Origin of the sequence: Hyphomonas sp., from assembly GCF_017792385.1 — a bacterium.
Taxonomy (GTDB): Bacteria; Pseudomonadota; Alphaproteobacteria; order Caulobacterales; family Hyphomonadaceae; genus Hyphomonas.
The window spans coordinates 3,512,579-3,528,053 of the sequence record NZ_CP051230.1 but is presented as its reverse complement, the minus strand read 5'-3'; the positions used below and the strand labels follow the sequence as shown (position 1 = coordinate 3,528,053).

Sequence of the window (15,475 nt, the reverse complement as noted above, 5' to 3'; positions counted from 1 at the left end):
CCTCATGACATTTCGCTACCTGACGATCGCTGCGGCGGTCTTCCTCGGCGCGTGCGCAACGTCCGATCCGGCCGAAACGGCAACGGACATGCCTGAATGGCGCCTCGTGATCCATGGCGGCGCGGGAGTCATCACGCGCGACGGCATGACTCCGGAAAAGGAGGCGGCCTACACGGCTGCGCTGGAAACCGCGCTGGAGGCCGGGGCGGAGGTGCTGCGGTCCGGCGGCAGCGCTTTGGATGCCGTCGAGGCGGCGGTCATCCCGATGGAGGACGATCCGCTGTTCAATGCCGGCTATGGCGCCGTGATGACCGCCAGCCAGGAACATGAGCTCGATGCGTCGATCATGGACGGCCGTGACCGAAATGCCGGTGCGGTGGCGGGCGTGAAGCGCGTGCGTAATCCGATCAGGGCGGCCCGCGCCGTGATGGAGCAGTCGGAGCATGTCATGTTCGCGGGAGACGGCGCCGACGCCTTTGCCGAGTCGCAGGGCCTCGACATGGTCGACAATTCCTATTTCTACACCGAGCGCCGTCAGAATGCGCTTGAACGCGTCCTCAAGGATCGCAAGCGCACCGCCGAAGACCGCCATGGCACGGTGGGCGCGGTTGCCATCGACATGAACGGCAATCTCGCCGCGGCGACCACCACGGGCGGCATGACGGCGAAGGCAGCCGGACGAATCGGCGACTCGCCCCTGATCGGGGCGGCCACCTATGCGGAGAATGGTGTGTGTGCCGTATCCGCCACCGGGCACGGCGAATACTTCATTCGCGTGGGCGTGGCCAAGACAATCTGCGACCGGGTGAAACTGGCTGGCGATGATTTGAAACAGGCTGCCGACACCGCGCTCGCCGAGGTGGCCGATCTGGGCGGCGATGGCGGCGTCATCGTCATCGGCGCCGATGGCGATTTCGCCTTCATCTTCAATTCCGAAGGCATGTACCGGGGGCTCATCGATGCATCCGGGGCAAGAACTGCCATCTATGGTGACGAATAGCCTCTTTCCCGCAACAGATATGCGCGCTAGGGGCTAGGCAAAGCAGACAGGACAATACCCTCATGAGCAAGACCTGGGACAAATCGAGACTTCCCTCCCGCCACGTCACCGAAGGACCGGAACGGGCTCCGCACCGCAGCTATCTCTACGCGATGGGCCTGTCGACCAAGGACATTCAAAAGCCTCTGGTCGGCGTCGCATCCTGCTGGAACGAGGCAGCCCCCTGCAACACGGCGCTGATGCGGCAGGCACATGCGGCGTCCGAAGGCGTGAAAAAGGGCGATGGCACGCCCCGCGAGTTCTGCACCATCACCGTCACCGACGGCATCGCGATGGGCCATGAAGGCATGCGGTCTTCCCTGGTCAGCCGCGATACGATTGCGGATTCGGTTGAGCTGTCGATGCGCGGCCACTCCTATGATGCACTGGTCGGAATTGCCGGGTGCGACAAATCCCTGCCGGGCATGATGATGGCCATGCTGCGCCTGAATGTGCCCAGCGTGTTCCTGTATGGCGGCTCCATCCTGCCGGGCTCATATGAGGGGCGCGACGTGACCGTGCTCGACGTGTTCGAGGCCGTCGGCGCCCATGCCGCCGGCTCCAACTCCATGACCGACGAGAAGCTGCACGCGCTTGAAAAGGTGGCCTGTCCGGGGGACGGGGCCTGTGGCGGCCAGTTCACCGCGAATACGATGGCGTGCGTGTCGGAGGCCATCGGCCTCGCCCTGCCGCTCTCATCCGCGCTTCCAGCCCCCTATACCGACCGCGATGGCTATGCCGTGGCCAGTGGTGAAGTCGTGATGCAACTGGTTGAGAAGAATTTGCGTCCCCGTGACATCTGCACGCGCGAGGCGTTCGAGAATGCCGCCATCGTGGTTGCGGCCACCGGCGGCTCGACAAATGCCGCGCTGCACCTGCCGGCGATGGCCCATGAGTGCGGCGTCAAGTTCGACCTCGAAGACGTTGCCAAGATCTTTCAGAAGACACCCTACATCGCAAACCTGAAGCCCGGCGGCGACTATGTGGCCAAGGATTTCGGCGAAGCGGGCGGTGTGCCGATGCTGATGAAGACCCTTCACGAATCCGGCCTGATCAATGGTGACTGCCTGACTGTTACCGGCAAGACCTGGGCGGAATACCTCGAAGACATCGAATGGGACCCGAACCAGAAGGTCATCCATCCCGCGACCGACCCGATCACGCCGACGGGCGGTGTCGTGGGCCTGTGGGGGTCGCTGGCCCCCGATGGTGCCATCGTGAAGGTCGCCGGGCTGCACGAGCTGAAATTCTCGGGCCCGGCCCGCGTTTTCGATGGTGAGGAAGCCTGTTTCCATGCCGTCACCCACCGCGAATACAATGAGGGCGACGTCCTGGTCATCCGCTATGAGGGTCCGAAAGGCGGCCCGGGCATGCGGGAAATGCTGTCGACCACGGCGGCCATCTACGGACAGGGGATGGGCGACAAGGTGGCCTTGATAACGGACGGCCGCTTTTCCGGCGCCACGCGCGGCTTCTGCATCGGCCATGTCGGTCCCGAAGCGCAGGAAGGTGGTCCGATCGGCCTGATCCAGGATGGCGACATCATCACCATTGATGCGGAAAAGGGCACAATCGACGTGCACCTGACCCCGGCCGAACTGGAAGACCGCAAGCGCAACTGGAAGCCGCGGGTCACAGCCTACGGCTCCGGCGCCCTGCAGAAATTCGCTGCCCTGGTCGGCCCGGCCCACAAGGGCGCGACCACGCATCCGGGCTTCGAGGGCGAACGCCACGTCTATGCCGACATCTGATACAGGTTTTACCTGTCACGGAATCCGAGCTTAACTGGGGCGGTCTTTGATTGAGAGGCCGCCCCTTATGACTCAGGACCCGTCCCTGACCGACCCCTTGCCCCTGGACCCTGACGTCGTGAAAACGCTGGGCGACCTGCCGGACGAGTTCCGCAACTTCCCGCGCCTCTTCCAGGACGAAATCCGTCCGGCCCTGCTCACCCGCGAGGCCGAACGCGAGGCCGCCGTCGCGAAGGCGCGCCAGGCACGCTATGTCGGCATTGCGCTCGCCCTGATTGGAGGGCTCGCCGGGGCATTTCTGATCCGGCATCCTTTGGCCGCCATTGCGCCAGTCGTGATCGGTCTCGGCTATCTCTATTGGGGCGGGCGCGATGTCCGCCGCCTCGGCCGGGAAGCCAAGGATCTGATTGTCCAGCCTGTCGTGCGGGAACTCGGCCTCTCCTTCGCGGCCGAACCCGGGTCGATCGAGTCGATCTACCGCCATCGTCAGGTCCGGACCGTGCCGGGCTGGGACCGTGCGAGCTATGAGGACCTTCTGACCGGCCAGCGCAATGGCGTCGACTTCGAATTGTTCGAGGCGCACCTCGAGGAGCGGCGTTCCTCAACCGATTCCAAGGGCCGCAGCCGGACGCGCTGGGTCACCGTGTTTCGCGGCCAGTGTCTCCGTCTGCAATTCGACAAGCGGTTCTACGGGCGCACCCTGATCACGCGCGATGCCGGCTTCTTCAACCGGTTTGGCGGGGGCAAGGGCATGAGCCGTGCCTCGCTCGAAGATCCGGTTTTCGAGAAGATTTTCGAGGTCTACACGACAGACCAGGTCGAAAGCCGCTATCTGCTGACGCCTGACCTGATGCAGGATCTGGTCGATCTCGAAAAGGCCTTTCATGGCGGGCGGTTGAAAGCCTGCTTCGATGGCGGCGAGATGTTCATCACTCTGGAGGGCGGCGATCTGTTCGAACCCGGCAGCATGTTCAAGCCGCTCGACAGCGTCGACCGGGTCAAGGAACTGCTGACGGATTTTTCTGCCATCTTCCAGATCATCGATGCGGTGGTGCGCGGACGCCGCCGCGAGGAACTCGAGCGCAAGTGATCCGGTCCAAATGCGGCGGATCCGGGGCAGGGCCATTCAGCTTTGCTTCAGTAGCGCGCTGCCATAAACAGGCCCAGACATCGAAAGGCCCCTCTTCATGATCAGATCCCTCGCCACCGGTATCCTGCTTGTCCTTGCCGCACAGATTGCGACGGCCGAGGCAATGACGGCGGCGGATGTGAAGCGGTGCAATGCGATGGCGGCGACCCTGGCGCCGAAAAAGGCCGAGATTCAGCAAATGCAGGAAAAGCGCGACGCCATGGCCGAGACCGTCGAGGCCAAGGGCGATATCTGGGAAGAACTGGAAGTGCACCGGCTGGCATCCGCCGGTCATGCGGCACAGGCCGATGCGGCCAAGGCCGACTATGAATCGTCGAAGAAAGACCTGATGAAGACCGAGTTCGCCCTGCAGGCGCTTGCCCGCCAGTTCAATCAGGACATTGCCTCCTACAATCAGAGCTGCGCCACCAAATAGGGGCAGGTCCGCGGTGTCCGAAACAGCTGGACGAAGATCGACGGGGATGCGCTATTGGCGCGTCACCGTCGCATCGACTCGTGGGCGCTGTTGAAATTCCATCATGTGTCAACGTTGACAACTTGATTTTGATAGGCTCCTTGTTGTGCGATAACATTCGAGGCAGAACCTCGGTATAATCACACAAGCGGGCAGGGGGTTGCCTGCCGCGATTCAGGGAGGGCGCGCGGGTATGAGCGACGCAACTACGACAGTACATTCAGAGACTGGACAGGGCAGTTTTGGCCAGGTCCTGCTCATCACCGCCGTCGCCACGATCGGCGGCTTTCTTTTCGGTTTCGATTCCGGTGTCATCAACGGCACCGTGGACGGTCTGCGGGCGGCCTTCGAATCCCAGGACATCGGCACAGGTTTCAACGTCGCCTCGATGTTGCTGGGCTGCGCCGTCGGCGCGGCCCTTGCAGGCACCCTGTCGGACGCGTTTGGCCGCCGCACCATGATGATCGTTGCCGCGGTGTGTTTCATCATCTCCGCCTTCGGCTCCGGCATTGCCGGCTCCTCGACCGAGTTTGTCATCTACCGCATCATTGGTGGCCTGGCAGTCGGCGCTGCCAGCGTCATGTCTCCGGCCTATATCTCGGAAGTCGCACCGGCAAAGTATCGCGGACGCCTGTCCTCGATCCAGCAGGTGGCCATCATCAGCGGCCTCTTCATCGCCTTTGTATCCAACTATCTGATCGCGCAGGCGACCGGCGGGTCCGCCATGAATGAATGGCTGCTCGGCTTCGAAGCCTGGCGCTGGATGTTCTGGATGGAATTGCTGCCGGCAGTCTTCTTCCTGGTTGCGCTTCTCTTCATTCCCGAAAGCCCGCGTTTCCTCGTGGCGCAGGGATCAACCGATCAGGCCCGCTCCGTTCTGACCCGGCTCGCTGGCGCGAAGGCGGCCCGCCGCAAGGTCGATGAGATCGAGGAATCGCTGGCCAATGATCACAAGCCGTCCCTGAAGGACGCGCTGGGCCAGTTCGGCTTCAAGCCCATCGTCTGGGTCGGGATCGGCCTGGCGGTGTTCCAGCAACTCGTCGGCATCAATGTCGTTTTCTATTATGGCGCAGTTCTGTGGCAGGCGGTTGGCTTCTCCGAGAGCGATGCGCTGCTGATCAACATCATCTCGGGTGCGGTCTCCATCGTTGCCGTGATTATTGCGCTCCTGCTGATCGATCGCATCGGCCGCAAGCCGCTGCTCTGGGTTGGCTCCGTCGGCATGACGGTGACACTGGCCATTCTGGTTGTCTGCTTCTCGAACGCCGTCACCGTGAACGGGGCTGTCAGCCTGCCGGGCACCTACGGTCTGATCGCGCTGCTTTCGGCGAACGCCTATGTCGTGTTCTTCAACGCGTCCTGGGGGCCGGTGATGTGGGTTGCCCTGGGCGAGATGTTCCCGAACCAGGTGCGGGGCGCGGGTCTTGCCGTATCGGGCTTTGCCCAGTGGATAGCCAATTTCGCGATCACGATGACCTTCCCGATCATGCTGGCAACGGCCGGCATCGGGCTGGCAGGAGCGTACGGCTTCTATGCCGTGTGCGCCCTGATCTCGGTCTTCTTCGTGTTCAAGGCAGTCCGGGAAACCAAGGGCCTCGAGCTTGAGGAAATGCAGGGCTAGGCCCGCACTTTATCCGCCCCCGCCGATCCGTCGGCGGGGGCGTTTTCACAAAACAACAAGGGAGGTCACGATGGCCAAGTCCGTCCGGAAATCGTCAATCATCTCGTTGCTGGGCGGGGCCGCTTGCGTGGCGCTGCTCACCGCCTGCAATCTCACACCGGTCGAAAATGCGGCCGCCGAAATGTCGGACGTCGCCGAACCCGTCCAGACCGCGCTGATGACGGAACGCGACCTCACGGTGACGCCGGACCTGTGGCCGGAAATCAAGGTCCCGGCACTCGACCCGGTCATCGAGGCCCGCATCGATGACATCATGTCAAAGATGACCCTTGAGCAGAAGGTCGGGCAGGTCATCCAGGCCGACAGTGACAGCGTCACACCGGAAGAGGTGAAGCAATACCGGCTGGGGTCGGTCCTGAGCGGCGGCAGTTCTGCGCCCGGCGATGACGCGTTCGCACCAATGGACGCGTGGATCGCTGCGGCAGACGCCTATTGGGAGGCGTCCGTCGATCCGGAAGGTGTCGAGATTGCCATTCCGATCATCTGGGGCATCGATGCCGTTCACGGACATGCCAACCTCGCCGGCGCGACCATCTTTCCGCACAACATTGGTCTCGGAGCCGCGAACGATCCTGATCTGATCGAGGACATTGCGCGCATCACGGCCGAGGAACTGATTGTGTCCGGTCACGACTGGACCTTTGCACCTACCATTGCCACCCCGCGCGATGACCGCTGGGGCCGCACCTATGAAGGATATTCCGAACGCCCAGAAATCGTCCGGGCCTATGCCGAACGCATCGTTTACGGCCTGCAGGGGCGTCCCGACACGGATGGGTTCCTCGGCAATGGCCGGGTGATTTCCAGCGCCAAGCACTATGTTGGAGATGGCGGCACGCTGGACGGGATCGACCAGGGCGAAACCCAGGCCACCGAACAGCAGATGATCGACATTCATGCCCAGGGCTATTTCTCGGCGCTCGAAGCCGGGGTTCAAACGGTCATGTCCTCGTTCTCCAGCTGGCAGGGCGTCAAGATGCATGGCAGCCACGCCATGCTGACGGAAGTTTTGAAGGACCGTATGGGCTTCACCGGGTTTATCGTGGGTGACTGGAACGGGCACGGCCAGGTCCCAGGCTGTACGAATACGGATTGCCCGCAATCCCTCAATGCCGGTCTCGACATGTATATGGCACCCGACAGCTGGAAGGGCCTGTATGAAAGCACGCTCCAGCACGTGAAGGGTGGCAATATCCCGATGGAGCGTCTGGATGATGCCGTGCGCCGGATCCTGCGTGTGAAACTCGCTTACGGCATTTTCGACAAGCCTGCACCGAGCCAGCGCCCCGGCGCTAATGATGAGAGCCTGCTTGCCACACCGGAAGCGCGCAATATCGCGCGCCGCGCCGTGCGTGAGTCGCTTGTGCTTCTGAAGAACAATGACAACACATTGCCGCTGAGTACGAACCAGACAGTGCTTGTTGTCGGCGATGGTGCAGACAGCATCACCAAGACGGCCGGCGGCTGGACCCTCTCCTGGCAAGGCGGCGGGTATGACAACAGCTATTTCCCGAATGGCGAGTCCATTCTGGAAGGCATCGAAAAGGCATTACTGCCCGGAGGTGGCACGCTGATCTTCGACCCGACCGGGGAACAGGAAGTCGACGCCGATGTCGTAATTGCGGTGTACGGCGAGAATCCCTATGCTGAGGGTATTGGTGATATCCGGACGATGGACTTTGTGCCGAACGGGTTCGATACGGAGATCCTTGAAACCTATCGTGATCGCGACATTCCGGTTGTGTCGGTCTTCCTGTCCGGTCGTCCGCTCTGGGTGAACCCGGAGATCAATGATTCCGATGCCTTCGTTGCTGCCTGGCTGCCGGGATCCGAAGGTGGCGGCGTTGCAGACGTCCTGTTCCGGACCGATCCGGAGTTCGATTTCACGGGACGGCTTTCCTATTCCTGGCCAGCAACGGCGCAGCCGGGACTGCTGAACCCGTCCGATGCGCCTTATGATCCCTTGTTCGCCTACGGATATGGTCTCAGCTATGATGGCGACACCGCCTTTGTGGGCGAACTCAGCGAAGATCCGGGCCTGTCGGAAGACTTGAAGGGCAATGCGGATCCGCGGACCCTGTTCAAGCGGGGACGGCCGGGCGACCGCTGGAGCGCGCTGCTGGCTTTCGAAGGGTCATATACGACCCTGCCTGCGGGCGCGACGGAACTCGCGGGCCTCAGCGTGTCCCGGACTGACTACGAGATTCAGGAAGACGCATTGGTCATGTCGTGGTCCGAACCGTCCGGGGCGCTCTATATCGGATCATTCGCAAATGCAGTTGATCTCAGCGATTCTGGTGAGACGGGACTGGACATCGTCTTCGCCGGCAAGGTGCCGGATGGCGGAGAGCATGAACTCATGATCAGCGGCGCATGCGACCAGAACGGTCATTGCGAAACCGCTGAAGTGTTCAACGTATCCGGGGCGGAATGGGCAGAATATCGCGCGCCCTCCGCCTGCATGGGGCTCACGGATCTGACCAATATCAGCATTCCGGCCGTGATCGCCACGGTGGATGCCGGGACCGTAGCCATTGCGGACATCCGGTTTGAGCCGTCAACTGGCGGATCCTGTTCGGAGCGGTAATCTGCTCCGGGGGGCGAGGGGGAAGGGGCGGTCTCATCGAGAGGCCGCCCCTTTGCATTTCAATTGCCTGCAGATTGGGCGTAGAGTCCGAACAGCGTTCCGACGAACCCGCCTGCCTTGTCCGTGCTGAGCATCGTGCCATCCTGGCCAAGAGAGATCGCCTGCCAGTCGCCTTCTGGGGCGGCCTGGTAGAATGCCAGATCGGGCCCGTCGGACACGATCTTCAACCGGACCGGCTCGCCCGTTTCCGACGCGACCGGCATTTCTGCCACCAATTCTCCATCGCGTCCTGACGTCTCTTCGCTGCGCCGGCGCACCCGTACAATTTCCTGTCCGTCTTTGGAGCGAGACACGCCGAGTGTGTAATAGGCGGCATCATTCTGGAACACGGCGAGCCCAGCTTCATCCAATGCGTCCGCCGGCTTGAACAAGACCTCGGTCGAGGCTTCCGCATGTGTGTGCTGCTGGCGGCGGCCGAGCAGGGTGGGATGCCCGGCATCGCCGAGACGGACCGGACCCGCCGAAATGACAAGATCGCCGTCGTCCAGCCTGAACCAGTCGTCCGATTGCGTTCTCACACGCAACCAGTGCAAAGGCAGGGTGTCCCCGACGAATGTGTCCGTGTGAGTGAAGTTTCCGGTCAGTGGCAGAGGGGCCTCGGGCTGTACGGGCAGGTCCGGCCGGTCGATCACATAGGGCAGCACGTCCCCGGGGGCCGTAATGCGCGGAAGGCCATTGTCCCAATAGGCCGGCATCAGGAAGGTTTCCCGGCCGGTATTGTATTCATTGCCCTGATAGGGGCGCGTGCCCAGGAATACGGCCCACCAGTTCCCGTCGGCATCCTGTGTGAAATCCGCATGGCCGACAGATGTAATGGGATTAGGGCGGTCTTCCGGAAGGTCTCTCTGTGTCAGGACCGGATTGTCCGGATGCGGCGTGAAAGGCCCCAGCGGAGACTCCGCCGTGAAAATGACCTGGGAGTGTTGCGGGCCCGTGCCCCCTTCGGCCGCGCTCAGAAAATATCGTCCGTCCACCTTGTAGAGGTGAGGGCCTTCGATCCAGGCAGGCTCCGCCGACAGGTCAACGCCGCCATTCACGGCTACCACGGCATCCGACAATGGCTCGAAGGTGACCGGGTCGACTTCGCGAATCCAGACCGCCCTGTGCCCGCTATACAACGGCTCTCCCTCCGGCGCATCATTGTTCAGGATGTAGGCCTTGCCGTCTTCATCGAAGAAGAGCGACGGATCGATACCGCCGATATGCGGCAACCAGACCGGGTCGGACCATGGGCCCGCCGGGTCGGTTGCTGTCACGATGAAATTCCCGCCGCAATCGACACAAGTCGTGATGACGTGGAACCGGCCATCATGAAATTCGATTGTCGGGGCAAAGACACCGCGCGACACGGTGAGACCGGAAAAGTCGAGCATGTCCGGTCGGTCGATCACATTGCCGATCTGCGTCCAAGTGATCAGGTCCTGGCTGTTGAACACCGGAATGCCCGGATAGTGGGTGAAAGAGGAGTTCACGAGGTAATAGTCGGCGCCGACCTTCACCACGCTTGGATCAGGATAATAGCCAGCGAGTATCGGGTTCCGGGCCTCGTCCGGTGCCAGAGGCGTCTCGAACACCGGATCCTGGCCTGAATAGGTCAGATAGGCAAAGCGGGCTTCTGCTACATCTGTCTGGGCCTGGGGCAGTTCGGTCTGCTCCGGCGCGTCTGTTGCTGCCGGTCCACAGGCGGCCAGCCCGGCCATGGCTGCACTGGCCATCAGGCCGGCGGTCAGTTTCGGTCTCATCATGTCACTCCCTGTCGGACGTCCGGTCTGGACCCGGTTTCTGTTCCGGTTATGATAGCGGTATCATAATTAAAAGGCCAAGCCCGTTTCGGGCTGGCAAATTCCGGGAGGCCCACATGACCGAATTCACTCGACGCCACACGCTTGCCCTGATGGCAGGCACTCTTGGCTCCGCAGCCTGCGCCCACGGCAATGGCGAGACGGCATCGGGCGACTCCGGAGATGTGCCGCTCAAGACTCTTGCTGCCGGGAAAGGCATCCGCTTCGGCACCGCGATGGATGCGAGAGAAATCCATCAACCGGACTATGTCGACATCGTCCTGGCGGAATGTGCGATCATCGTCGCCGAGAATGAGCACAAGATGTACACGATCCAGCCAACGCCGGAGAAGATGGACTGGGGCCCGGGCGATGCACTCGTCGAATTTGCCAAGGCTCACGGCCTCGGCATGCGCGGTCACACCCTGCTGTGGCAGCATCCGCAATGGCTGCCGGACTGGGTCAATGACACGACTTTCTCGTCCGCGGTGGAAGCCGAGACACTCCTGCGCACCTATGTTCAGGCGGTCGCTGCGCGCGATGCCGGCTTCATTTATTCCTGGGATGTCGTCAACGAGACGATTGATCCGGAAACGGGCGAGATCCGGGAAACGTCGCTGACCCGCGCCATGGGGCCGGAGGTCCTGGACGCCGCGTTCCATGCGGCCCGGGAGGCCGCACCAAGCGCAACACTCGCATACAATGATTACATGAGCTGGGAACCCAGTCATGAAAAGCACCGAAGCGGGGTGCTGCGGATGTTGGAACGTTTGAAACGAAATGACACGCCTGTGGACGCTCTGGGCATCCAGAGTCATTCGAATGACGCGCCACCCTCGGCTTTCACGCCGACCCAGCAACGCATCTGGCGCAATTTCGTCGATGAGGCCGTCGGCATGGGGCTCGAAATCTATCTGACCGAATTCGACGTCAATGACTCGATGATGGCCCCCGGAATTGCAGAGCGCGACCGGGAAATCGCGGCCTTCACGCGGGACTATCTGGACATGATGTTCAGCTATCGCGAGACAAAGGACCTCCTGGTTTGGGGACTGGCCGACCATCACAGCTGGTTGCAGGGATTCAAGCCGCGCGAAGACGGATTGCCGAAGCGACCGACGCTCTACGATTCGGCCTATCGCGCCAAGCCGATGCGGGAGGCGGTCGCGGCGGCCCTGCGTGCGGCGCCAGTCCGTTCATGAGCTGCGCCAGATTACCCCATCTGGCTGAATCGTCTTGAAAATCTTGCAGAAACACGATGAGGTCCGAGCGACCGGCGACCATCAGGCATAGCCGATGAATCGAGACAGGGAGCCCGCCGACGGGAAGAGACAGACAGGAATGGCCGAAAAGATTTCAAAAACTGGCAGACGCCAGCACGCCACCATCAAGGAAGTCGCAGAACTGGCCGGCGTGTCCCAGATGACTGTTTCGCGCGTTCTGAACCGCCGCGACGTGGTGCGGGAAGCCACACGTGCCAAGGTCGAAGAGGCCATTCGCGAACTGAAATACCGGCCGAACCTGCTCGCCCGCAGTCTCGCCGGCGGCAGCTCGCTCTTCATTGGAATGATCTTCAACAATCCCAGTAATTCCTATCTCAGCGAATTGCTGATCGGCGCCATGAACCGGTGCCGGGAAGCGGGCCATCACCTCGTTCTGGAGGATTTCTCCTCTTATCAGGACCCCGAAGATGTCGACGAACTTGTCGGCCGTGTCAGCGGCGCAGGACTGGATGGCATTCTTGTTGTCCCCCCCCTCAGCGAAGACGATCTCCTGCTGTCGAAACTCGAAGAGGCCGGCATTCCCTGCGTGCTGATCGCGCCAAGGGTTCGCCCGGAGGAAGGCACCAGCCTGTCCATCGATGATGAAGCGGCCGCCAAGCGGATGACGGAATACCTGATCGAGCATGGTCACACCCGGATCGGGTTTGTGATCGGGGCGGAAGACCAGGTTTCTTCGCATCGGCGCTATAGCGGCTTCCAGATGGCGATGAAGGAACACGGACTGGACATCGACCCGGCGCTTGTGCGTCGCGGGCGGTTTACCTATCGCAGTGGCATGGAGGCGGCAGACGCCATGCTGGAACTGGATGACCTGCCGACTGCCATCTTCGCCAGCAATGACGACATGGCCGCCGGCGTGATCGCGTCGGCCTTTCGGCACGGCAAACGCGTTCCGGAAGACATCTCGGTGGTCGGATATGATGACACGCCCATTGCCAGCGCCATCTGGCCGCAACTGACCACGGTTCGCCAGCCCATTGCCGAAATGGGTTATCAGTCAGTGGACCTGCTGGCGTCTTTCATTTCCGAGGACGGGGCCAATGCACACAATCTGAATCCGGTGCTCGACGTGGCCATCATCGAGCGGGATTCGGTTTCCAGACTGAAGCGCTAGCGTCCGGGCAGTTCCCGCACGGTCAGCGTGATCTTTGCTGACAGGCTTTCCCCCGGCGCAAGGGTGTGCAGGCCGGTCACTTCCCTGGAGTGCCGGCTGTTTACAGCGTCAGGCGCGTGGCTGACCGGTTCGACGCAAAAGAAATCCTCGCCAGGAGGCGTGTACACGACGACATGGCCCAAGAGGCTGTCGGATTCCAGATCGACGGCAATCTTTTGGGCGGGCCATTCGATCCGGCTGACACAGCTTGAAACGGTGAAGGCGTTATCCAGGTCGGTTTCATTCACTGATTGCCAGCCGGTCAGGTCGGCAGATGGGGGCGGGCAGGAGAGACGGTCCGGGATCATGCCGGAATCTGCTGTCCACATCCTGTCGACCGGAACGCTGAACCGGGCATCGCCCCGAGGAAAATAGGGGTGCCACCCGAGCCCGGCTGGCATGTCTTCGTCACTTGTATTCGTCAGTGTCATGATCAGGTCGAGGCGATTGGCGGTGACGCGGAACGCCTGCTCCGCGCGATAGGCCCAGGGCCAGTCGGAGGGCGCATACTTGAACTCCAGACAGGCCGTCTCCGGGCCGCTGTCCACGACCTGCCATCTGTCGAGCCACGACTGACCATGGATCGCGTGCGGCTCCGGCAGGAAGTTCGGCGTCAGGGATACGGCGCGACCGTTCCAGTCGAACCGGGCATCGGATATCCGGCCCGAAAATGGGAAGAGCGGAAACCCGCCCGTATGCAACGGGCTCTCCACCCCGACCTCATCAAAGGGCCGCAGAACGTCGATTCCCCGATAGGTCAGGTTGCCAACGCTGCCGCCTAGATCGGGCAAAAGGGTCAGCACCAGCGTATCCGACTCGAGTGTGAGTTTTGCGTGTGACGTGGAGTCGGCCAATTCCGTTTCCTCATTTCAAATTATCTCGATCACAAAGCATGCGAACGCTAACATGAAAAGAAGGGGAATCCCTCAATCCGGCCGTGTGACGCTACGGAAACGGACTTCGACTGCGTAGTTTCACCAATTGAATTTCCGCCCTTGCCGCATCAAAAATGAAATGATAGCGGTATCATTTATGGAGCGGCCGCCCAGAATCAGGCCGCCGGGAGGACATCGGACACGTGTTTCTAGGGATCGATATCGGAACATCGAGCGTGAAGGCCGCGCTAATCGATGAGGCAGGGCGCCAGGTTGAAGTCAGCCAGGCTGACCTGCCCATTTCGCGACCGAAGCCGCTCTGGTCGGAGCAGAATCCTTCCGACTGGTGGACCGCGACCAATATGGCCGTCGCCAAGCTGGACGTGAACCGTCGCCACAAGGTGCAGGCGGTCGGTCTTTCTGGCCAGATGCACGGCGCGACCCTGCTGGACAAGTCGCTGGCATCGATCCGCCCCGCGATCCTGTGGAATGATGGGCGCAGCTTTGCCGAGTGCCGAGATCTGCAGGCGTCTACGCCCGCCTTCGTGTCGGAAGGCGGAAATCTCGTCATGCCCGGCTTCACGGCGCCAAAGCTCGAATGGGTCCGGCGGCATGAACCGGCCCTGTTCGAGAAGGTGCACAAGGTCTTGCTGCCGAAAGACTATGTGCGTCTCAGAATGACCGGGGATCTCGCATCCGACATGTCCGACTCTTCGGGCACGCTGTGGATGGATGTGGCAGGGCGGGACTGGTCGGGGGAATTGCTGGCGGCCTGCGGTCTGACCGTGGACCACATGCCGAAACTTTATGAAGGCCACGAGGTCACCGGCATCCTGCGTCAGGAAGCCGCCGAGGCCTGGGGCATGGATCGCGTGCCTGTCGTGGCAGGTGGCGGCGACAATGCGGCGGGCGCTGCGGGCGTCGGGGTCATCGACGAGGGCGAGGCACTGCTGTCACTAGGCACGTCCGGCGTAATCTTCGTCGCAGGCAACACATTTCGTTCGAATCCGGAGTCTGCAGCGCATGCCTTCTGCCATGCCCTGCCGGACCGGTGGCATTTGATGTCGGTCATGTTGAGCGCAGCCAGTTGCCTCGACTGGGCCGTCAAACTGACCGGGGCGCCCGATGCTGGCGAGCTCGTGCAACGCGCGCAGACAGAGACAGGTCTTGGTGGACCTGAATTCTTCCTCCCCTATCTGTCTGGCGAACGCACGCCTCACAACAATCCCCATGCATCGGGTGTCCTGTTCGGTCTGACCCATGATTCCGGGCCCGCTCAGATCGGTCAGGCCGTGCTGGAAGGTGTGGCGTTTGGCATGGCGGACGGGTTCCGGGCGCTCGTCGATTCCGGCGTCGATGTCCATTCCATTTCCGTGATCGGCGGCGGGTCCCAGTCAACCTATTGGGGCCGCATTCTGGCGGCCGTCCTCGACACGCCCATGGTGTACCGCGATGGCGCGGCAACGGGACCTGCCTATGGCGCTGCCAGGCTTGCGCGCTATGCGATCATGGGAGGTTCGATTGAGGACATGTTCGACGCGCCAGCTGTTTTGCAGATCGTGGAGCCGAAGGAGAGCGACCGCGACCGGCTTGCCCCGAAACATGAGAAATTCGGTACGCTGTACCGTATGCTGAAAGATGCCTTTTGAGGAGAGTGAACT

Annotated in this window: 11 protein-coding genes; 9 read left to right on the top strand and 2 right to left on the bottom strand. The window is 61.8% G+C overall.

Features of this window, described 5'->3' with window-relative positions; genetic code table 11:
- Positions 1–4: 4 nt before the first annotated feature.
- The 6 genes from HF955_RS17075 to HF955_RS17050 all read left to right on the top strand — a co-directional run bounded on the left by HF955_RS17075 (position 5) and on the right by HF955_RS17050 (position 8,662).
- Entirely contained in the window at positions 5–1,000 is a 996-nt protein-coding gene (locus tag HF955_RS17075; RefSeq protein ID WP_291076834.1) for an isoaspartyl peptidase/L-asparaginase family protein, read from the top strand.
- A gap of 62 nt (positions 1,001–1,062) precedes the next feature.
- Positions 1,063–2,790 carry a dihydroxy-acid dehydratase gene (ilvD, locus tag HF955_RS17070; RefSeq protein ID WP_291076833.1) on the top strand — a complete coding sequence of 576 codons (1,728 nt, stop codon included), beginning with the start codon at positions 1,063–1,065 and terminating at the stop codon, positions 2,788–2,790.
- A 67-nt stretch (positions 2,791–2,857) separates the two neighbouring features.
- Positions 2,858–3,880 carry a DUF3137 domain-containing protein gene (locus tag HF955_RS17065; RefSeq protein WP_291076832.1) on the top strand — a complete coding sequence of 341 codons (1,023 nt, stop codon included), beginning with the start codon at positions 2,858–2,860 and terminating at the stop codon, positions 3,878–3,880.
- A gap of 97 nt (positions 3,881–3,977) precedes the next feature.
- Positions 3,978–4,355 carry a hypothetical protein gene (locus tag HF955_RS17060; RefSeq protein WP_027836316.1) on the top strand — a complete coding sequence of 126 codons (378 nt, stop codon included), beginning with the start codon at positions 3,978–3,980 and terminating at the stop codon, positions 4,353–4,355.
- 232 nt (positions 4,356–4,587) lie between these two features.
- Positions 4,588–6,015 carry a sugar porter family MFS transporter gene (locus HF955_RS17055; RefSeq protein ID WP_036260080.1) on the top strand — a complete coding sequence of 476 codons (1,428 nt, stop codon included), beginning with the start codon at positions 4,588–4,590 and terminating at the stop codon, positions 6,013–6,015.
- A 70-nt stretch (positions 6,016–6,085) separates the two neighbouring features.
- The gene (locus HF955_RS17050; RefSeq protein WP_291076831.1) at positions 6,086–8,662 is read left to right on the top strand and encodes a glycoside hydrolase family 3 protein; all 2,577 of its coding nucleotides are present in this window, start codon (positions 6,086–6,088) and stop codon (positions 8,660–8,662) included.
- A gap of 59 nt (positions 8,663–8,721) precedes the next feature.
- On the opposite strand, the gene HF955_RS17045 is transcribed toward HF955_RS17050, so the two are convergent.
- On the bottom strand, positions 8,722–10,467 hold the full coding sequence (locus tag HF955_RS17045; protein ID WP_291076829.1) for a glycoside hydrolase family 43 protein: 1,746 nt from the start codon (positions 10,465–10,467) through the stop codon (positions 8,722–8,724).
- A gap of 113 nt (positions 10,468–10,580) precedes the next feature.
- Here HF955_RS17045 and HF955_RS17040 point away from each other — a divergent pair, with 113 nt between their 5' ends.
- Together HF955_RS17040 and HF955_RS17035 are read left to right on the top strand one after the other, a co-directional pair.
- Positions 10,581–11,705 (top strand): endo-1,4-beta-xylanase, encoded by a 1,125-nt coding sequence (locus tag HF955_RS17040; RefSeq protein WP_291076827.1) that lies wholly within the window; start codon positions 10,581–10,583, stop codon positions 11,703–11,705.
- A 139-nt stretch (positions 11,706–11,844) separates the two neighbouring features.
- Entirely contained in the window at positions 11,845–12,900 is a 1,056-nt protein-coding gene (locus HF955_RS17035; RefSeq protein ID WP_291076825.1) for a LacI family DNA-binding transcriptional regulator, read from the top strand.
- Here the strand turns inward: HF955_RS17035 and HF955_RS17030 are convergent.
- Positions 12,897–13,793 carry an aldose 1-epimerase gene (locus HF955_RS17030; protein ID WP_291076823.1) on the bottom strand — a complete coding sequence of 299 codons (897 nt, stop codon included), beginning with the start codon at positions 13,791–13,793 and terminating at the stop codon, positions 12,897–12,899. The genes HF955_RS17035 and HF955_RS17030 overlap by 4 nt on opposite strands.
- Before the next feature lie 224 nt (positions 13,794–14,017).
- Here HF955_RS17030 and xylB point away from each other — a divergent pair, with 224 nt between their 5' ends.
- On the top strand, positions 14,018–15,463 hold the full coding sequence (gene xylB / locus HF955_RS17025) for a xylulokinase (RefSeq protein WP_291076821.1): 1,446 nt from the start codon (positions 14,018–14,020) through the stop codon (positions 15,461–15,463).
- Positions 15,464–15,475 lie beyond the last annotated feature (12 nt).